Genomic DNA, 18,679 nt, shown 5'->3' with positions numbered 1-18,679 from the left:
GGAGGAACCGTGTTCCGCAGCGAGTACGCAGACGTCCCGGCCGTAGAACTCCCCATCCACGAGGCGGTGCTGGGCCGGGCCGCAGAGTTCGGGGACGCCCCCGCGCTGATCGACGGCACCGACGGCACCACCCTCAGCTACGAACAGCTCGACCGCTTCCACCGGCGGGTCGCCGCCGGTCTGGCCGAGGCGGGTGTGCGCAAGGGCGACGTGCTCGCCCTGCACAGCCCGAACACGGTCGCCTTCCCCACCGCGTTCTACGCGGCCACGCGCGCGGGTGCCTCCGTCACCACGGTGCACCCGCTCGCCACCCCCGAGGAGTTCGCCAAGCAGCTCAAGGACAGCGCGGCCCGGTGGATCGTCACCGTGTCCCCGCTGCTTGAGTCGGCGCGCCGGGCCGCCGAACTCGCGGGCGGCGTTCAGGAGATCCTCGTGTGTGACAGCGCGCCCGGACATCGGTCGCTGATCGACATGCTGGGCTCCACCGCCCCCGAGCCGCAGGTCTCCATCGACCCGGCGGAGGACGTCGCGGCCCTGCCGTACTCCTCCGGCACCACCGGCATCCCCAAGGGCGTGATGCTCACCCACCGGCAGATCGCCACCAACCTCGCCCAGCTCGAACCGGCGATCCCGGCCGGGCCCGGCGACCGCATCCTCGCCGTGCTGCCGTTCTTCCACATCTACGGCCTCACCGCGCTGATGAACGCGCCCCTGCGGGTCGGCGCCACAGTCGTCGTGCTGCCCCGCTTCGACCTGGAGACGTTCCTCGCCGCCATCCAGAACCACCGCATCACCGGCCTCTACGTGGCCCCGCCCATCGTTCTCGCCCTCGCCAAGCACCCCCTGGTCGCCGACTACGACCTGTCGTCGCTGGAGCACATCGTCAGCGCCGCCGCGCCCCTGGACGCGGGGCTCGCCGCCGCCTGCTCCCGGCGGCTCGGCCTGCCGCCGGTCGGCCAGGCGTACGGCATGACCGAGCTGTCGCCCGGCACCCATGTCGTCCCGCTGGGCGCCATGGCCGACGCGCCGCCCGGGACCGTCGGCAAGCTCATCGCCGGCACCGAGATGCGCATCGTCTCCCTCGACGACCCGGACAAGGACCTCGGCGTCGGCGAGTCCGGCGAGATCCTGATCCGCGGGCCCCAGGTCATGAAGGGCTACCTGGGTCGGCCCGACGCCACCGCCGCCATGATCGACGCGGACGGCTGGCTGCACACCGGGGACGTGGGCCATGTGGACGCCGACGGCTGGCTGTTCGTGGTCGACCGGGTCAAGGAGCTCATCAAGTACAAGGGCTTCCAGGTGGCCCCCGCCGAACTGGAGGCGCTGCTGCTCACCCATCCCGGCATCGCGGACGCGGCGGTCATCGGCTTCTACAACGACGAGGGCAACGAGGTCCCGCACGCGTACGTGGTCCGCCAGCCGTCCGCGCCGGACCTGAGCGAGGGCGACGTCATGATGTACGTCGCCGAACGCGTCGCCCCCTACAAGCGGGTCCGCCGGGTCACCTTCATCGACGGCGTCCCGCGGGCCGCCTCCGGCAAGATCCTGCGCCGCGAACTGCGGACGCCGAAGGAGAGCGCATGACGATGGTCGGCCGCGCCCACGCGCGCGGTGTGCACACCCTGAGCCTCGACTCCCCGGACACCCGCAACGCGCTGTCGGCGGCCCTCGTGGGCGAGCTGGCGGCCGCGCTGGAGGAGTGCGGCAAGGACCCCGAGGTGCGCGCGGTCGTGCTCACCCACACCGGGAACACCTTCTGCGCGGGCGCCGATCTGCGGGACCCGCCGGACCCGGACGCGCTGGTGGCGCTGCTGCGGGCGATCGTCGCCCTGCCGAAACCCGTCGTCGCCCGCGTCACCGGCCATGTCCGCGCGGGCGGCCTCGGGCTCCTCGCGGCCTGCGACATCGCGGCCGCCGCCCGCACCGCCACGTTCGCGTTCACGGAGGTCCGCATCGGGGTGGCCCCGGCGGTGATCTCGCTGCCGGTGATGCCCCGCGCGGATCCGCGCGCCCTCGCCCGCTACTACCTCACGGGGGAGCGGTTCACCGCGCCGGAGGCGGTCCGCGTCGGCCTGCTCACGGCCGAGGGCGACGACGTGGACGCCGTGCTGGACCCCGTCCTGGACGGCCTGCGCAGGGCGGCCCCCCAGGCCCTCGCCGAGACGAAGGCGCTGCTCGCGGCTAAGGTGCTGGAGACCTTCGACCGGGACGCGGCCGGACTGACTGCGCTCTCGGCCCGGCTGTTCGCCTCCTCCGACGCCCGTGAGGGGATGACGGCCTTCCTCGAACGACGGGATCCGGAATGGGTGGTGTGAGCACGGCCGGCGACCGGGTGGACCGCGTGCCCAAGCAGGACCGCAGCCGCGTCACCCGGCAGCGGCTCCTGGAGGCCGCCGTGGCCTGTCTGGCCGAGCACGGCTGGGCGGGCTCCACGGTGTCCGTCGTGGCCGAACGGGCCGGCGTCTCCCGGGGCGCGGCCCAGCACCACTTCCCGACCCGCGAGGACCTGTTCACGGCGGCCGTCGAGTACGTCGCCGAGGAGCGCTCCACGGCCCTGCGCGCCCTCTTCCCGGAGGGCGCGTCCGGTGACCGGCAGGCGGTCGTCGCCGCCCTCGTGGACCTCTACACCGGCCCGCTGTTCCGTGCCGCCCTGCACCTGTGGGTGGCCGCGTCCGACGAGGAGCAGCTGCGTACCCGGGTCACCGAGCTGGAGGCCCGTGTCGGCCGGGAGACCCATCGCATCGCCGTGGAGCTGCTGGACGCCGACGAGTCGCGGCCCGGTGTCCGGGAGTCCGTGCAGGGTCTGCTCGACATGGCCCGCGGCCTGGGCCTGGCCAACCTGCTCACCGACGACACCGGCCGCCGGGCCCGGGTGGTGGCGCAGTGGGCCCGGCTGCTGGACGACGCCCTGGACTGAGCGCCGCCGGGCGACGCTCAGTCGTCGTCGTCCTGCGCGGCGGCCGGGGACGGCGGAGCCGCCGGGTCCGAGGCACCCGTGGTCGGCGGGGCCTCCGACGTCGTCCCGGAGCCGCCGGTGTCGTCCGGGGCGAACCACTTCATGCCGAGCAGCATCGCGGCCATGAACAGCAGGGCGCCCGCGGCCGTGGCGGCGATACGGCGCGCGCCGAACGCGGCCGGGGGCGCGGGCCGGCTCCGGGCCCGCCCGCGCGAGCGCACGGGGGCCTGGGAGCGGGGGCGCGGCTCGGGGGCCGCCTGGGCCGAGGGCAGCATGTACGTGGTCGCGCCGCCGGTGCCGCGCCGCCGGGAGGCGGGGGCGGGAGTGGGTGCGGGGGCCGGGGCCGCCGGTGCCGGGCGGGAGGCCCGTGCGACCGGTTCCGGGAGCGGTTCGGGGCGGCCCTGCCAGGCGCCGGCGGCGAACCAGTCGGCGGCCTGCTGGGCGCCCGGCCGGTGCTCGGGGTCCTTGGCGAGCAGGCCCAGCAGATAGTTCTCGAAGGCGGGCGGCAGCCCGGTGACACCCAGCTCGCGCGGCGGCACGGGGGTGGCGTCCAGGTGCTGGTGCAGGATGGCGACGGCCGTGTCGGCGTTGAACGGCGGGCGCCCGGTGAGCAGCTGGTAGAGCACGCAGCCCAGCGCGTAGACGTCGGAGGCGGGCCCCGCGGGCTTGCCCAGCGCCCGCTCCGGGGCGAGGTAGAGGCTGGTGCCGACGATCTGTCCGGTGGCGGTCAGCGCGGCGCCGGGGTCGTCGAGGAAGCGGGCGATGCCGAAGTCGCCGATCTTGAGGGTGCCGTCGGCGTCCAGCAGCAGGTTGCCGGGCTTGATGTCCCGGTGGACGACGCCCTGCCGGTGCGCGGCGGCGAGTCCGGCGGCGGCCTGCGCGGCCATCCTGGCCACGCGGTCGGCGGGCTGGGCGCCGGACCGGGTGAGCACCCGCGCGAGGCTGTCGCCCTCGACGAGCTCCATCACCAGGTAGAGCTGGTTGTCGTGCTCGCCGAAGTCCCGGACCCCCACCACGTTGGGGTGGTCGATCCGTGACGCGGTCCGGGCCTCCAGCCGGAACCGGGAGGCGGCGGTCGGGTCGGAGTCCTGGGGCAGCAGCAGCTTGACGGCCACCTGCCGGTCCAGGGTCTCGTCGTAGGCCCGCCAGACCTCCCCCATGCCCCCGCGCCCGATCGACTCGATCAGCCGGTAGCGGCCCGCTATCAGCACCTGTTCCCATCCTCATGCCGGGGGACGTGTGGGTCGCCGCGGCCACAACTCGCCCTGTGGCGAAGGGCGATGACTGGGGGTGCCGCAGCCGCCCCAGCATACTGGCGCAGTGGATCACCGGTGCCGCGTGCGCCGTCCGCGCGAGGCGGCCGGCGGGGGTGCCTCCCGCCGGCCCGCCCTGCGCGGGTGCGGTCAGTGCGCGATCGAGGCGTAGCCCTCGACCTCGCGCGGATCGCGCGGGCCCGGGCCCACGTAGCGCGCGGAGGGACGGACGAGGCGGCCGGTGCGCTTCTGCTCCAGGATGTGCGCGGACCAGCCCGCCGTACGGGCGCAGGAGAACATCGACGTGAACATGTGCGCCGGGACCTGGGCGAAGTCCAGCACGATGGCCGCCCAGAACTCGACGTTGGTGGCGAGCACCCGGTCCGGGCGGCGGCTGTGCAGCTCGGCCAGGGCCGCCTTCTCCAGGGCCTCGGCGACCTCGAAGCGGGGCGCGCCGAGCTCCCGTGCGGTGCGGCGCAGCACCCGCGCGCGCGGGTCCTCGGCGCGGTAGACGCGGTGCCCGAAGCCCATCAGGCGCTCGCCCCGGTCGAGGGTCTGCTTGACGTACGCCTCGGCGTCCCCGGTGCGCTCGATCTCCTCGATCATGTGCAGCACCCGGGAGGGCGCCCCGCCGTGCAGCGGACCGGACATGGCGCCCACCGCGCCGGAGAGGGCCGCGGCCACGTCGGCGCCGGTGGAGGCGATGACGCGGGCCGTGAAGGTGGAGGCGTTCATGCCGTGCTCGGCGGCGGACGTCCAGTAGGCGTCGACGGCGGCCACGTGCCGGGGGTCGGGCTCGCCGCGCCAGCGGATCATGAAGCGCTCGACGACGGACTGCGCCTTGTCGATCTCGCGCTGCGGCACCATGGGCAGGCCCTGGCCGCGCGCGGACTGGGCGACGTAGGACAGGGCCATGACGGCGGCCCGGGCGAGGTCGTCGCGGGCCTGCTCCTCGTCGATGTCCAGGAGCGGTTTCAGGCCCCACACGGGCGCCAGCATGGCGAGCGCCGACTGCACGTCGACCCGGATGTCCCCGGAGTGGACGGGGATCGGGAAGGGCTCGGCGGGCGGCAGCCCGGGACGGAAGGCGCCGTCGACGAGCAGCCCCCAGACGTTGCCGAACGAGACATGACCGACGAGATCCTCGATGTCGACGCCGCGGTACCTGAGCGCGCCGCCCTCCTTGTCGGGTTCGGCGATCTCCGTCTCGAACGCGACGACTCCCTCGAGCCCGGGTACGAAGTCGGACATCAGGCGGCTCCTCGTGACGGTTGCGGCGGATGGTGTTGTGGTGGTGGAACGACCCTGGTGCGGCTGCTGAGACGGGATCGCGCCCCCGGCGGATCCACGGTCACGGACCCGCTCCCGGATCGTCCGGGTGCCACGGGCCTCGTCGGACTCGCGGTCCGGGGCGTATCCCTGTGATGCCCCGTGCGCCCGGAGCTCATCCAACCCGGGCCACATCCCCGACGATATCCCCGAGTGCCACGCTTGGGGAGGTCTCGCGGCACTCAGTGCCATGCGGGGACCCGGCGGCGACCGTCCCCTGCGGCGCGTCCCTCATACGGCAAGATGACCGCGTGACCGACCCAGACGCCTCCCTCGATCCCGCGGCGCCCGAGCTCGACCCGGCCGCGATGCGCAAGCACTACCGGGCCGAGGGCCTCGCCGAGCGCGACCTGGCCGGCGGCCCGGTGGAACAGTTCGCGCGCTGGTTCCGGCAGGCCGCGGCGCAGGCCCACCTCTTCGAACCCAACGCCATGATCGTCTCCACGGCCGACGGCGAGGGGCATCCCAGCTCGCGCACCGTGCTGCTGAAGCAGTTCGACGAGCGGGGCTTCGTCTTCTACACCAACTACGACTCCCGCAAGGCCCGCGACCTCGCCGAGAACCCGTACGTCTCGCTGCTGTTCCCCTGGCATCCGATGGCACGGCAGGTCATCGTCACGGGCGTGGCGCGGCGCACCGGCCGCGACGAGACGGCCGCCTACTTCCGCACCCGGCCGCACGGCTCCCAGCTCGGGGCCTGGGCCAGCGCCCAGTCGTCCGTCATCGCCTCCCGCGCCGAGCTCGACGCGTCGTACGCGGAGCTCGCCGCCCGCTATCCCGAGGGCGCGGAACAGGTGCCGGTGCCGCCGCACTGGGGCGGCTTCCGGGTCGCGCCGAGCACGGTCGAGTTCTGGCAGGGCCGGGAGAACCGGCTGCACGACCGGCTGCGGTACGTGGCGGAACCCGACGGCGGCTGGCGGGTGGAGCGGCTCAGTCCCTGAGCGGTCCGGTCCCGAGCGGTCGGGGCCCGAGCGGTCGGGGCGGCCCGGGAGACGCAGCGACCCGCGAGCTCTGGTCCCTCCGCCGGGGCGGGGGAGCCGGCCGGACGTACCGGCGAGCTCGCGGGTCGGGTGACTGCGTGGAATTGGCCGGCTGCGTGTTTCGCTCACACGCTGGTCCGGCACCGCACGTGGTGGGTGACGGGCCGCTAGCCCGCAGCCACCTCTTCCGTCCGGTATGCATACATCTGCCGAACCACCTCCTTTCCGAAGTACACCCCACCCTAGGAACCTCGTCCGCCTCGCTCAACCCCTTTTTTTCTTGGACGCCGGCGACCCCCCTGACCTAGCGTTCCGCGCATGACGGAACGGGGCGGGGCGCGGACGGCGGCGACGACGACGGTGTGCGGGCTCGCCGACCCGCGGATGCGTATCGAGGTCGAGGCCGGTGCGCGGAACGGGAGTGGGGCGGATGTCTGAGGCGAGGATCGTGCCGGTGGAGGGCGAGAAGGCGCTGGAGGAGTGGCGGCACGTCCACAACGTCATCGTGCCGCCCGCCGCCCTGAGCCTCGACGAGGTGCGCGAGCGCGCCGGGCGGTACCGCCTGCGCAACGCGTACGTGGGCGACGTCCTCGTCGGCTGCTCGACCGTGCGTCCGCCGCGGGACGGGGACGCGGTCGCGACGGTCATCGCACGCGTGCTGCCCGGCCACCGGGGCCGCGGGTACGGCACGGCCCTCTACGCGCACGGGCTCGCCCACGCGCGGGCGCTCGGCGCCCGGGCCGTCGAGACGTGCGTGCTCGCCGTCAACGAGGAGGGGTTGCGGTTCGCGCGGGCCCGGGGCTTCGCCGAGACCGACCGCTATGTGCTGGACGGCGCCACCGAGGAGTGGGTGGACCTGCGGCTGGACCGGCTGGAGACGGCCGGTACAACGATTCCTTCAATCTTGCGGGAACCCGGTGTGCGCTGAGTCTCGTTCCAGTTAGATGAGGGTGAGTGAGCGAACCGGCGCGCCGTTCCGGCGGCGCGGCTTGGCAGGGGGTCCAGGTGAGTGCTTCCCGGCGTAGTGGGACCACCGACGAGCTGGGACCGGACGAACCCGAGCGGGACGGTCCGGACGAGTCGTCGGCCGGTGCCGAGGGTTCGGCGGGCGGGTCCGATCTGCTGGCCGCCCTGCTGGACGGCATGGACGCGGCCCTGTGCGCCTTCGACGCGGACGGCGTCCTGACCCACTGGAACCGTGAGGCGGAACGCATCCTCGGCTGGACCGCCGCCGAGGCCGTCGGCCGGCGCGGCTTCGCCGGCTGGGCGGTGCGCCCGGCGGACGCCGAGGAGGTCGAGACGCGGCTGATGTCCGCGATGCGCTCCCCCGGCCGCCAGGTGCACGAGTTCGCGCTGCTGACGAAGGACGGCGGCCGGGTCCTGGTGCGCACCCAGTCGGCCGCCGTGCGCGGACCGGACGGCGAGCCCGCCGGGGTGTACTGCGCCTTCAGCGAGGTGCACACGCAGATCGACCTGGAGCGGTCCATCGCGCTCAGCGAGGCGCTCTTCGAGGACGCGTCCTGGGGCGTGGTGCTCGTCGACGCCGACCTGCGTCCCGCCGTCGTGAACGCGCACGCGGCCCGCGCCCTCGGCATCGGCCGCACCTCCGTGCTCGGCCGGCCGCTCGGCGACCTGCTCGCCCAGGGCGTGGAGGAGCTGGAGAGCGCGCTCACCCATGTGCTGGCGGAGGGGGCGCCGCCCGCCCCGGCCGAGATCTGGGTGAGCGTGCGCACTCCCGAGGGCGACCGGCGCCGCTGCTGGCGGTGCGGCTTCGTGCGCCTCGCCTCGCCGCTCGCGGAGGAGCCGGTGCCGCTCGGCGTCGGCTGGTTCTTCCAGGACGTCACCGAGGCCAAGCAGACCGAGCAGGAGGCGGCGCTGCTGCGGTTCCGGACCAACCAGCTGCACCGCGCGGCGCGGGCCGCCGCGGAGTGCGAGGACCCCGCCGAGGCGGCGACCGTCCATCTGGACTTCGCGCTCGCCGGCTTCGCCGACCACGCCCTGGTCGACCGGGTCGCGGGCGGCGCGCTGCGCGACGCGGAGGCCGCGGACCCGGTCCGGCTGGTCCGGGTCGCCGTCACGCCGTCCGGCACTCCGGGCCCCTCCCGGCTCGGCGGGGAGGCCGGTCTGCCCGTGCGCTACGGCGAGGGGCACCCCGCGCTCCAGTGCGTGGCCCGCACCGGGTCGGTGCGTGCGGCGGCCGGTGACGTGCCGCCCGAGCGGGCGCGCGCCTGGGCGGTGAGCCGGCAGTGGCCGGCGGACGCGGTGTACGCCCTGTGCGCGGTGCTGCGCAGCCGGGGCCGGACCCTGGGCGTCGTGACGTTCCTGCGGGGCGCCGGCCGGACCGCGTTCGAGCGGAGCGACGCCGTGTACGCGGAGGACGTGGCGGTACGCATCGCCGCCGCCCTGGACCTGGCGGGGGGCACCCCCTAGAGGGCTCCCGGTCAGTGCCGGTAGAAGATCCGGTCGCCGTACTCCTCGAAGACCCGGCGGTTCCACTCGTGGCCGCCGTCCACGTTGCCCGAGCGCAGCAGCGGGACCTCGATGCCGCGGGCGGCCAGTGAGGAGGCGGCGGTCGCCATGACGGCCTGCATCAGCGCCGAGGTGACGACCGTGGACGCCGGGGCGAAGGGCGCCGGGATGGTGTCGAGGGTCAGCTCCGCGTCGCCGATGGCGATCTTGGAGTCGAGGACGACGTCGCAGTGGTCCTTCAGGAAGGTGCCCGAGGAGTGCCGGGACGTCGTCTGCTCGGCGTACGCCACCGAGGTCACGCCGACGACCCGCACCCCGAGGGAGCGTGCGTGCAGGGCCATCTCCACCGGAAGCGCGTTGCGGCCGGACAGGGAGACGACCACGAGCGCGTCGCCCGCGCGCAGCGGCGAGCTGTCCAGCACGGCGGTCGCGAGCCCGTCGACGCGTTCGAGGGCGGAGCCCAGCGTGGCGGGCACGACGTCCACGCCCACGGCACCCGGCACCGCGAGCAGGTTCATCAGGGCCAGACCGCCCGCGCGGTAGACGACGTCCTGGGCGGCGAGGGAGGAGTGCCCGGCGCCGAAGGCGAACAGCCGCCCCCCGCCGGCGACGGTGTCCGCGAGCAGGGTGCCGGCCGCCTCGACGGCCTCGGCCTCCTCGGCGCGGACCCGCTGGAGCAGGCCGATCGCGGCGTCGAGGAACTGCTCGGCCGGCGTGCTGTCGCTCATGCGGGGCCCTCCGGGGTGCCGGTGGTGCGTCGGGGTGTGTCGCGGATCACCGTGCGGTCTGGACCACTGCGGTGTCAATACGGGGTGCCGGCGCGATGGCCTGCCCCGCGCGGGCCGGGCGGTGTCCGGGTTTCGGCGGCGCGGCACGGTTGTCAGTGCCATCCGGCAGAATTGAGTCAGGGCCAGCGCACGCGCCGCGGAGCTGTCTCGCTTCCGGCTGAGCCAAACGCAGAGCTAATCGAGGGGCACGTATGTCCGGACTGATCGACACCACGGAGATGTATCTCCGCACCATCCTCGAGCTGGAGGAGGAAGGTGTGGTCCCCATGCGCGCCCGGATCGCCGAGCGGCTGGACCAGAGCGGGCCGACCGTGAGCCAGACCGTGGCGCGGATGGAGCGGGACGGCCTGGTGTCCGTCGCCACCGACCGGCATCTCGAGCTCACCGACGAGGGGCGCCGGCTGGCCACGCGTGTCATGCGCAAGCACCGCCTGGCCGAGTGTCTGCTCGTCGACGTGATCGGCCTGGAGTGGGAGCAGGTGCACGCCGAGGCGTGCCGCTGGGAGCACGTGATGAGCGAGGCCGTGGAGCGCCGGGTGCTGGAGCTGCTGCGCCACCCCACCGAGTCGCCGTACGGCAACCCCATCCCGGGCCTGGAGGAGCTGGGCGAGAAGGACGGCGCCGACCCCTTCCTCGACGAGGGCATGGTCTCGCTGGCCGACCTGGACCCGGGCGCCGACGGCAAGACGGTGGTGGTGCGCCGGATCGGCGAGCCGATCCAGACCGACGCGCAGCTGATGTACACGCTGCGCCGGGCGGGCGTGCAGCCCGGCTCGGTGGTGAGCGTGACCGAGTCGGCGGGCGGTGTCCTGGTCGGCAGCAGCGGTGAGGCGGCCGAGCTGGACTCGGAGGTCGCCTCCCACGTGTTCGTCGCGAAGCGCTGACCGTATACACCGTCCGGCAAGATCCAGTGCTCCGAATCGCAGCGCGGGGCCCGCGCGCGTGCGAGGCTGTCGGCTGAGGCATCCACCTGAGAGCTCTTGGCCGTGACCCGGCGCCGCCGTGTCCGGCCGGGGAAGGGGCGGGAGGAGATGTGCCGTCGCCGTGGAGAGGGCCCCGGCGCCGTGTGGCGCCGGGGCCTGTCCTCCCCTGCTGACCCGGAGCCCCGAGCTCCCAGGGTCATCCCCCTCGGACCGTTTTCCCCGAGCGGTCCGCCTCCCGATGAAGGTCTCCCCCCGGCGACGGCGATCAATCGTGGCGAGGGGTCACCCGAAGGTGGGGTGTTGCCCGCGAGAACCGCATTTTCGAATAAGAGTTCGATAGTCTGCGGTGACAGGTCGGGCGGACCGTGCGCTGCAGAGATGTGCGCATAAGATCACGTCGGACACACACGGCATGCACATCGTTCGCGAGGGGGCCGTCGCCGCGGGGCACGCGGACGGCGGCGGCGACGCGCGAACGGGTGACGGCGGATACGGCAGGCACAGACGGAGCAGGCGGACGCGGAGCACAGGACCGGCCCACGCGAGCGGTCCGAGTGGAGCTAGGGGGGTGCCAGGACCAATGGCGCGGCGCATCGACGTGACCGGGACGGACGGCGTACGTCTCGCGGCCTGGGAGTTCGGCGACCCCCCGAAGCCCGACGTCCATCCAGGTCCCCAGGACACCCCCGGAGTGCTGTTACTGCACGGCCTGATGGGCCGCGCCTCCCACTGGGCCCCCACCGCCCGCTGGCTCTCCGAGCGGCATCGCGCGATCGCCCTCGACCAGCGGGGTCACGGCCGCAGCGACAAGCCCGCCGGGGCCGCGTACACCCGCGAGGCGTACGTCGACGACGCCGAGGCGGCCCTCGAACAGCTCGGCCTGAGCCGGGCCGTCCTCATCGGGCACGCCATGGGCGCCCTGACCGCCTGGCAGCTCGCCGCCCGCCGCCCCGACCTGGTGAGCGGCGTGGTCATCTGCGACATGCGGGCCTCCGCGCTCGGCGCGGCCTCCCAGCGCGAGTGGGCGGAGTGGTTCAAGGCCTGGCCGGTCCCCTTCGCCACGCTCGCCGACGTCCGCAAGTGGTTCGGCGAGGACGACCCGTGGGTCGAGCGCCCCAACGCCGCCCGCGGCGAGTTCTACGCCGAGGTCATGCACGAGTGCGAGGACGGCTGGCGTCCGGTCTTCGACCCGGAGCAGATGCTGCGCACCCGCGAGACCTGGGTGTACGACGCGCACTGGGAGGAGCTGGCGCAGGTCAGGTGCCCGGCGCTCGTCGTGCGCGGACTCGACGGCGAGCTGGGGCGGGCGGAGGCCCAGGAGATGGTCCGCGTCCTGCCGCGCGGGCAGTACGCGGAGGTCGCGGACGCCGGCCACCTGGTCCACTACGACCAGCCGGAGGGGTGGCGCACGGCCGTCGAGCCGTTCCTGGACGCGGTGTGGTCCTGAAGCGACGCCAGGCGGTGGCGGCTCAGCCCTTGCTGACCGCGGTGAGGATCTCCGGGAGGCGGGCCGCCGTCCGGGGCGCCGCGAGCCGCAGGCCCAGCAGCGTGATCGCCGCCCCGTAGGCCGCCCCGGCGGGCAGCAGCAGCCAGGTCCACGCCTCGCCGCCCTCGCTGACCCGCAGCCAGATCACCGCCGCGATCACCGGGGCGCACAGCAGGGCCGCCGCGACCATGCCACCGAAGATCGAGATCCACGCGAGTCCCGCCTGCCCGGGGGCGACGTTCTTGTGGCCCTCCTGCGGGATGGAGTACGGGAAGCGGGCCGACGTCCAGGCGCCGGTCGCGAGCATCGCGCCGAGCAGCGCCAGGGACAGCCCGAGCACCTCCGGCAGCCGGCGCCAGTCCCCGATGAGAGCCGTCGTCACCACCGTGACCAGCGTGGCGTACGGCAGGGTGATCAGCAGCAGGGCCAGCGCTCGGCCGCGCAGCTCCACATACGCGTCCCGCGGCGAGGAGATCGTCATCGCGACCATCCAGAACGCGGACGTGTCCTGGCCGAACTGGTTGTACATCTGGATGCCGAGCATCCCGGCCGCGAAGCAGGCGAAGTAGATCGACCCGGTGCCCTGCACGGCGTTGAACACCGGCACGATCAGGCCGATGGCCAGCGAGGTCACCCAGGCCGCCTTGGTCTTCGGGTCCCGCCAGACATAGCGCAGACTGCGCTCCATGACGGTGCCGGTGCGCCCCGCCGGCAGCAGCCGGGCCGGGCCGCCCGCGCCCTTCTCCCGTACGGCGCTCTCGCCGGCCGCCTGGAGCGTCGAACCGTCCGGGGCGGTCATCAGCCGGGTCAGATGCCGCGCCCAGAGCGCGATCAGGCCCGCCAACGCCAGCGCGCACAGGCCCAGTTGCAGCGCGGCGGCGCCGTAGGAGCCCTCGCTCACGGACCGTACGGCCCCGATCGCGGACCCCGGCGGCACCCAGCGCAGCACGTCCGCCAGCGGGTCGAGCCGCCCGAGCCCCGCCGAACCGATGCGCTGCGCCGCGAAGTTGACGACCTGCGCGCCGATCGCGACGACCAGTCCGCTCAGAACGGCCAGATCGCGGCCCTTGCGGCTGGTCAGCAGCCGGATGTTGGCGGCGGCGACCGCGCGCGCCAGCGCCACGCACACCAGCAGGGCCAGCGCGATACCGACGAAACCGACGGCGAACGCCGCCGCCCCGTGCGCCACCGCGATCACCGACCCGGTGAGCAGGCACAGCGTGAACAGCGGCCCGATGCCGACCAGGGAGGCCACGAGCAGCGCCCGCACCAGCGGCCGGGGCCGCAGCGGCAGCATCACGAGCCGCGTCGGGTCGAGGGTCTCGTCACCGCCGGGGAAGAACAGCGGCATCACGGCCCAGCCCAGCGCGAGCACCGCGACCAGCAGCACGACCAGGGCGTCGGCGTGCGCGGTGCCCCGCAGCAGGATCAGGCCGAGCAGTTGCAGGACGGCGAACAGCAGCGCCACGACCGCCGAGGCGATCCAGGCGGCCCGCCGGCCCCCGGACTGGCGCAGCCCGTTGCGCAGCAACGACAGCTTCAGCCGGACGAAGACCCCGGTCACGTCGGTGCTCATCGGGCCCCGCCGCCCAGCCAGTCGAGGTCGGACCCGGCGTCCCGGCCGTGCGCGCCGACCAGTTCGAGGAACGCCTGCTGCAGCGAGGGCGCCTCCCCGCGCACCTCGGCGAGCGGCCCGTGGGCGCGGATGCGTCCGGCGGCCATGACGGCGACCCAGTCGCACAGCGACTCGACGAGCTCCATCACATGGGAGGAGAAGACGACCGTGGCGCCGGAGGCGGTGAACCGTTCCAGCACGCCCCGGATGGTCTGGGCGGACACCGGGTCCACCCCTTCGAACGGCTCGTCCAGGAACAGCACTTCGGGATTGTGCTGCAGGGCGGCGGCGAGCCCGATCTTCTTGCGCATGCCCGTCGAGTAGTCGACGACCAGCTTGTGCTGGGCCCCGGCGAGGTCGAGGACGTCGAGCAGCTGCGTGGCCCGCTTGTCGACCTCGGTCCCGGGGAGCCCGCGCAGCCGTCCCGTGTAGCCGAGCAGCTCCCGCCCGGACAGCCGCTCGAAGAGCCGCAGCCCCTCGGGCAGCACACCGATACGCGCCTTGACCTCCGCCGGGTCGCGCCACACGTCGTGCCCGACCACCTCCACGGACCCCTGGTCGGGTCTGAGCAGCCCGGTCACCATGGACAGGGTGGTGGTCTTGCCCGCTCCGTTGGGGCCGACGAGCCCGATGAACTTCCCGGCGGGCAGCTCCAGATCGATCCCGGCGACGGCGACCTGCTGCCCGAACCGCTTCCAGAGCCCGTGAACGCGTACGGCTGCTGACGTCATGCGGAAAACCCTACGGGCCGGGTGGGAGCGGTGGGGCTACCGGTCGCGGCCGCACGCGTACGCGAGCGGCGAGATCAGCTCCTCGGCGTCCGGCAGCCAGCGGTTCGCGGGGGTCGGCCGGCACGCCCACTGCACGGCACCCCGGGACCCGAACCGGGTGGGCGGGGCGGCGACCCAGGCCCCCTCGCCGAGGGCGACCAGGTCCAGCGAGCCCATCGACCAGCCGAGCCGGCGGACCAGCTCGGGCAGTTTCACGGCGGCGCCTGGCAGCACGAAGAAGTGCATCCGGCGGTCCGGCGCCAGCGTCACCGGGCCGAGCGTCAGCTCCATCCGCTCCATACGGGCCAGCGCCAGGAACCCGGCCGTCTCGGGGACGGACAGCGCGTCGAAGGTCCGCCCCGTGGGCAGCAGGATCGACGCGGCCGGCTGCTTCTGCCACAGGCGGCGCGCGACCGTTGCGCTCCCCGTCGCCTGCGTCGCCCAGTCGGGGCGCGCGGGGTGCGCGCCGGGCGCGGGGCACGCCGCGTCGCCGCAGGAGCAGTACGGCACTCCGTCGACGGCCTCCAGCCAGGTCCCCGGAAACACGTCCCAGTGACGCTCCTCGGCGTAGCGGACGGCGGTCTCCAGCAGCGAATCCCCGCGCTGCTTCGGAATCTGTGCGGCTTCGGTGGCCGGGATCGTCTCTTCCACGCTCAGCACAACTCCCGCGTCCACCCGGGGTTACGGCCGCCGCGCGCGCGGGGGAGGAGCACCGCACCCGTCGCCGGGGCGCATGGGTGCACGGGTGGGGGCGCGCGGGAGGAACCCCGGCCGGCGCGGGGTAGCCCCCTGGGGGGCCGGCTCCGGTCGTGACCCCGGCAATCCTCACAAGCCTCGCATTTTCCGTATACGGACGGGGCATTGATCTTCACGGCCGGGAACCGCCGGGGCGCAGCCAGTGCCCCGGGCCGGGACCCGGCGGTGACAGGGACGTCAACTCGGTGCGCGGGCAGGCACCGCAGTCACAGGGGGTACGCCATGGCCGCAAGGCCTCTCGTCGCGCGGCAGCCGAACGAACGGCTCCAGGCGCTCATCCAGGAAGCGGGCTGCTCGAACGCAGGGCTGGCCCGCCGGGTCAACATGTGTGGCGCCGAACACGGTCTCGACCTGCGCTACGACAAGACGTCCGTGGCCCGCTGGCTGCGCGGACAGCAGCCGCGGGGCCGGGCGCCCGCCGTCATCGCCGAGGCGCTCGGCCGCAAGCTGGGCCGGACCGTCACCATCGACGAGATCGGCATGGCCAACGGCAAGAACCTCGCCTCCGGTGTGGGGCTCCAGTTCTCCCCGACCGTGCTCGGGGCGATCGAGCAGGTGTGTGAGCTGTGGCGCAGCGACGTCGGCCGGCGGGACTTCCTGTCCGGCTCGTCCGTCGCCGCGTCCGCGCTCGTCGAGCCCAGCCGGGACTGGCTGATCTCGGCACCCGACGCGCAGGTGGCGCGTTCGGCCGGGCCGCGGGTGGGCCCGTCCGACGTGGCGGCGGTGCGCGCCATGACCCAGGCCCTCGTGGACCTGGACCACCAGTACGGCAGCGGGCATGTGCGCCCAGTGGTGGTGCACTACCTCAACAGCGTCGTCTCCGGGCTGCTGGCGGGGTCGTACCGGGAGGCGGTCGGCCGTGAACTGTTCGCCGCCGTCGCGCGGTTGACGGAGCTCGCCGGCTACATGGCCGTGGACACCGGGCAGCCGGGCCTCGCCCAGCGCTACTACATCCAGGCGCTGCGCCTCGCGCAGGCGGCCGGGGACCGCGGGTACGGCGGCTATGTGCTGGCCGCCTCGATGAGCCACCTCGCCGCCCAGCTCGGGAACCCCAGGGAGATCGCCCAGTTGGCGCGGGCGGCGCAGGAGGGCGCACGCGGGCGGGTGACTCCCCGGGCCGAGGCGATGTTCCACGCGGCCGAGGCGCGCGGGCACGCGCTGCTGGGCGACGCGCGCGCCGCCCAGCTGTCGTCCGGGCGGGCCGTGGCCGCGCTGGAGGCGGCCGATCCGGCCTCCGGTGACGACCCGGCGTGGATCGGGCACTTCGACGAGGCGTACCTCGCCGACGAGTTGGCGCACTGTCACCGCGACCTCGGGCAGGCGGAGGCGGCGGCGCGGTGCGCGCAGGAGTCGCTGGCCGGGCTTCCGGAGACGAAGGCGCGCCGCCGGGCCATCGGATATGTGCTTCTCGCCACAGCCCAGGTGCAGCAGCGGGAGATCGAACAGGCCTGCCACACCGGGCTGAAGGCGGTGGAGCTGCTGGAGACCCTGCGCTCCAACCGGGGCGCCGAGTATCTGGAGGACTTCCAGCAGCGCCTGGAGCCGTACCGGGACGAGCCCGTGGTCAGGGACTTCGGGGAGCGGATCGATCTCCAGGTGGCCGCCTGACGCCTCGGGCGGCTGGGCGTGAAGACGCGGTGAAGAGAGGGGGGACGCGAAGCGCGGGTGGCGAAAGGGGACTTGCCGGGCGGATGAGGGGCCGGGACTGTAACGGCGGTCACAGGGGCGCCGGTCACGCACCGGGCTGCGTGGCACCGGCGTCGGCGGAGCCGGTAGCGTGAGCCGACGATTCACAAGGTCCCCCATTCGTAGGAGTCCCGGTGACGCAGAGTGGACAGGGCGAGGAGCCCTCGGCGCGGCCCGCGCGCGAAGGCATCGTGCTGCCCTCCGACGGTGGGGAGCCGCTGCTTCCGGGGATGACGGGCGGCCCCGCCGGCCGCCCGGGGACGCCCCCGGCCGCCCCTCCGCCCTCGGCGCCGCCCGGCGGCCGGTCCTGGGACACCCCCTGGGGACCCGAGCAGCACACCCAGGCCCCGCCCGCCGCGCAGGGCCAGCCCTGGGGCGCGCCGCAGGACCAGGGCTGGGGCGGCCAGGACCAGCAGCAGTACCAGGCGCCGCAGCAGCAGTACCAGGCGCCGCAGCAGCAGTCGTACGGTCAGCAGCAGTACGGGCAGGACGCGGCCCAGGGCCAGGGGGCCTACGGCGGTCACGGCGGGAGCGCGCCCATGCCGCCCGCCGCCGGCGGCTACGGCGCCCCGATGCCCCCGGCCGACGAGGGCGCGACCCAGTACATACCCCCGGTCGCCGCGCACCCGGACGAGCAGGCCACCCGTTTCATACCGCCCGTCCCGGCGGCCGACGAGGGCGCGACCCAGGTGATCCCGCCGGTCGGCCCGGGCGCCCTGCCGCCCGAGACGCACGGGGAGAGCACCCATGTGCTGGGCCGGGCCCGGCACGGGGCCGGTCCGATGCCGGCGGCCTCCGACGCCGACCCCACCCAGTTCCTGCCGCCCGTGCCGGGCGGCTCCGGCGAGCGTCAGCCGCACTCGGACTTCGACAACCTCTTCCGCAGCGAGGGCTCCGGCCCCGCCCCGGCGACCCAGCACCTGCCCCCGTACCAGCAGCAGCCGCAGGGCCCGCACCAGGGCGGGTACCCGCCGCCCGGCCGGCCCGGGCCGCACGACGACGGCGGGCACGGCGGCGGCCGCCGCCGCTCGCGGGTGCCGCTGATCGCCGCCGTGGGCGTCGGCATCGTCGCCCTCGGCATCGGCGCGGGCGCGCTGCTCGCCGGCGGGGGCGGCGACGACGACAAGGCCGACGCCAACCAGCCCGTCTCGGCGACGGCTCCCGCGGCCGAAGAGTCCGCGTCCCCGTCCGCCGACCCGGCGGAGCAGCAGGCGGTCGCCCTGGACAAGCTGCTGGCCGACAGCGGCGACAGCCGCAGCGCGGTGATCAAGGCAGTGGCCGACGTGAAGTCCTGCGGGAACCTGCAGCAGGCCGCGCAGAACCTGCGGGACGCGGCCGGGCAGCGCAACCGGCTGGTCGCCGACCTCGCCAAGCTGAAGGTCGACCGGCTCCCCGACCACGCCCGGCTGACGACCGCCCTGAACCGTGCGTGGCAGGCGTCGGCGTCCGCCGACAACCACTACGCGGCCTGGGCGGACCAGGTCGCCGGCAACAAGAAGCTGTGCAAGAAGGGCCAGGCCCGGGCGACCGACGAGACCAGGGCCGGCAACCGCGACAGCGGTACGGCGAGCCAGCAGAAGGCGACCGCCTCCCAGCTGTGGAACGCGATCGCCCGCGAGTACGGCCTGACGGAGCGCCAGCCGACCCAGCTGTGAGCGTGTCGGC

General features: G+C 74.4%; 16 protein-coding genes. 10 read left to right on the top strand and 6 right to left on the bottom strand.

Going from position 1 to position 18,679, the window contains the following annotated elements:
- Window positions 1–9: 9 nt before the first annotated feature.
- Genes ACFV46_RS05770 through ACFV46_RS05760 form a run of 3 tightly spaced genes read left to right on the top strand, consistent with a single transcriptional unit; the run spans window position 10 to window position 2,920 of the window.
- Window positions 10–1,587, top strand: a complete 1,578-nt coding sequence (locus ACFV46_RS05770) for a 4-coumarate--CoA ligase family protein (RefSeq protein WP_385497115.1) — start codon at window positions 10–12, stop codon at window positions 1,585–1,587.
- Entirely contained in the window at window positions 1,584–2,318 is a 735-nt protein-coding gene (locus ACFV46_RS05765; RefSeq protein WP_361922931.1) for an enoyl-CoA hydratase family protein, read from the top strand. The genes ACFV46_RS05770 and ACFV46_RS05765 overlap by 4 nt, the downstream gene beginning before the upstream one ends.
- Window positions 2,306–2,920 carry a TetR/AcrR family transcriptional regulator gene (locus ACFV46_RS05760; RefSeq protein WP_385497114.1) on the top strand — a complete coding sequence of 205 codons (615 nt, stop codon included), beginning with the start codon at window positions 2,306–2,308 and terminating at the stop codon, window positions 2,918–2,920. The genes ACFV46_RS05765 and ACFV46_RS05760 overlap by 13 nt, the downstream gene beginning before the upstream one ends.
- 17 nt (window positions 2,921–2,937) lie before the next feature.
- Here the strand turns inward: ACFV46_RS05760 and ACFV46_RS05755 are convergent, their stop codons facing one another.
- The gene (locus tag ACFV46_RS05755; RefSeq protein WP_385497112.1) at window positions 2,938–4,170 is read right to left on the bottom strand and encodes a serine/threonine-protein kinase; all 1,233 of its coding nucleotides are present in this window, start codon (window positions 4,168–4,170) and stop codon (window positions 2,938–2,940) included.
- A 192-nt stretch (window positions 4,171–4,362) separates the two neighbouring features.
- Window positions 4,363–5,463, bottom strand: a complete 1,101-nt coding sequence (locus ACFV46_RS05750; RefSeq protein ID WP_361922938.1) for a citrate synthase 2 — start codon at window positions 5,461–5,463, stop codon at window positions 4,363–4,365.
- A 386-nt stretch (window positions 5,464–5,849) separates the two neighbouring features.
- On the opposite strand from ACFV46_RS05750, the gene pdxH reads away from it, so the two are divergent.
- From pdxH to ACFV46_RS05735, 3 genes are all read left to right on the top strand, one after another.
- Window positions 5,850–6,482 carry a pyridoxamine 5'-phosphate oxidase gene (gene pdxH / locus ACFV46_RS05745; protein WP_376727295.1) on the top strand — a complete coding sequence of 211 codons (633 nt, stop codon included), beginning with the start codon at window positions 5,850–5,852 and terminating at the stop codon, window positions 6,480–6,482.
- Between the two features lie 469 nt (window positions 6,483–6,951).
- A complete protein-coding gene (locus ACFV46_RS05740) occupies window positions 6,952–7,449 on the top strand; it encodes a GNAT family N-acetyltransferase (protein ID WP_385497110.1) in 498 nt (165 codons plus the stop codon).
- Window positions 7,450–7,526: 77 nt separating this feature from the next.
- Window positions 7,527–8,951 carry a PAS domain-containing protein gene (locus tag ACFV46_RS05735; RefSeq protein WP_385497109.1) on the top strand — a complete coding sequence of 475 codons (1,425 nt, stop codon included), beginning with the start codon at window positions 7,527–7,529 and terminating at the stop codon, window positions 8,949–8,951.
- An 11-nt stretch (window positions 8,952–8,962) separates the two neighbouring features.
- Here the strand turns inward: ACFV46_RS05735 and ACFV46_RS05730 are convergent, their stop codons facing one another.
- Window positions 8,963–9,718, bottom strand: a complete 756-nt coding sequence (locus ACFV46_RS05730) for an SIS domain-containing protein (RefSeq protein ID WP_385497107.1) — start codon at window positions 9,716–9,718, stop codon at window positions 8,963–8,965.
- A 251-nt stretch (window positions 9,719–9,969) separates the two neighbouring features.
- Between ACFV46_RS05730 and ACFV46_RS05725 the strand changes: the two genes are divergently transcribed.
- On the top strand, window positions 9,970–10,662 hold the full coding sequence (locus tag ACFV46_RS05725; RefSeq protein ID WP_062668983.1) for a metal-dependent transcriptional regulator: 693 nt from the start codon (window positions 9,970–9,972) through the stop codon (window positions 10,660–10,662).
- 619 nt (window positions 10,663–11,281) lie between these two features.
- On the top strand, window positions 11,282–12,148 hold the full coding sequence (locus ACFV46_RS05720; RefSeq protein WP_361922949.1) for an alpha/beta hydrolase: 867 nt from the start codon (window positions 11,282–11,284) through the stop codon (window positions 12,146–12,148).
- Between the two features lie 22 nt (window positions 12,149–12,170).
- Here ACFV46_RS05720 and ACFV46_RS05715 read toward each other — a convergent pair whose 3' ends face one another.
- The 3 genes from ACFV46_RS05715 to ACFV46_RS05705 are packed head-to-tail and all read right to left on the bottom strand — an operon-like array spanning window position 12,171 to window position 15,232.
- Complete coding sequence (locus tag ACFV46_RS05715; RefSeq protein ID WP_385497106.1) at window positions 12,171–13,763, bottom strand: transporter; 1,593 nt, start codon at window positions 13,761–13,763, stop codon at window positions 12,171–12,173.
- On the bottom strand, window positions 13,760–14,533 hold the full coding sequence (locus ACFV46_RS05710; protein ID WP_385497105.1) for an ABC transporter ATP-binding protein: 774 nt from the start codon (window positions 14,531–14,533) through the stop codon (window positions 13,760–13,762). Before ACFV46_RS05710 ends, ACFV46_RS05715 begins: the two co-directional genes overlap by 4 nt.
- A 36-nt stretch (window positions 14,534–14,569) precedes the next feature.
- Window positions 14,570–15,232 carry a bifunctional DNA primase/polymerase gene (locus ACFV46_RS05705; RefSeq protein WP_151784578.1) on the bottom strand — a complete coding sequence of 221 codons (663 nt, stop codon included), beginning with the start codon at window positions 15,230–15,232 and terminating at the stop codon, window positions 14,570–14,572.
- Window positions 15,233–15,550: 318 nt separating this feature from the next.
- On the opposite strand from ACFV46_RS05705, the gene ACFV46_RS05700 reads away from it, so the two are divergent.
- Both ACFV46_RS05700 and ACFV46_RS05695 read left to right on the top strand, forming a co-directional pair.
- Complete coding sequence (locus tag ACFV46_RS05700) at window positions 15,551–16,936, top strand: transcriptional regulator (protein ID WP_361922958.1); 1,386 nt, start codon at window positions 15,551–15,553, stop codon at window positions 16,934–16,936.
- A gap of 212 nt (window positions 16,937–17,148) precedes the next feature.
- On the top strand, window positions 17,149–18,669 hold the full coding sequence (locus ACFV46_RS05695) for a hypothetical protein (protein WP_385497104.1): 1,521 nt from the start codon (window positions 17,149–17,151) through the stop codon (window positions 18,667–18,669).
- Window positions 18,670–18,679: the final 10 nt, after the last annotated feature.

The sequence above is a fragment of the Streptomyces sp. NPDC059852 genome (assembly GCF_042731455.1).
GTDB lineage: Bacteria > Actinomycetota > Actinomycetes > Streptomycetales > Streptomycetaceae > Streptomyces.
Note: the sequence above shows the minus strand (reverse complement) of the source record. Positions and strands in the feature narration are given on the sequence as shown.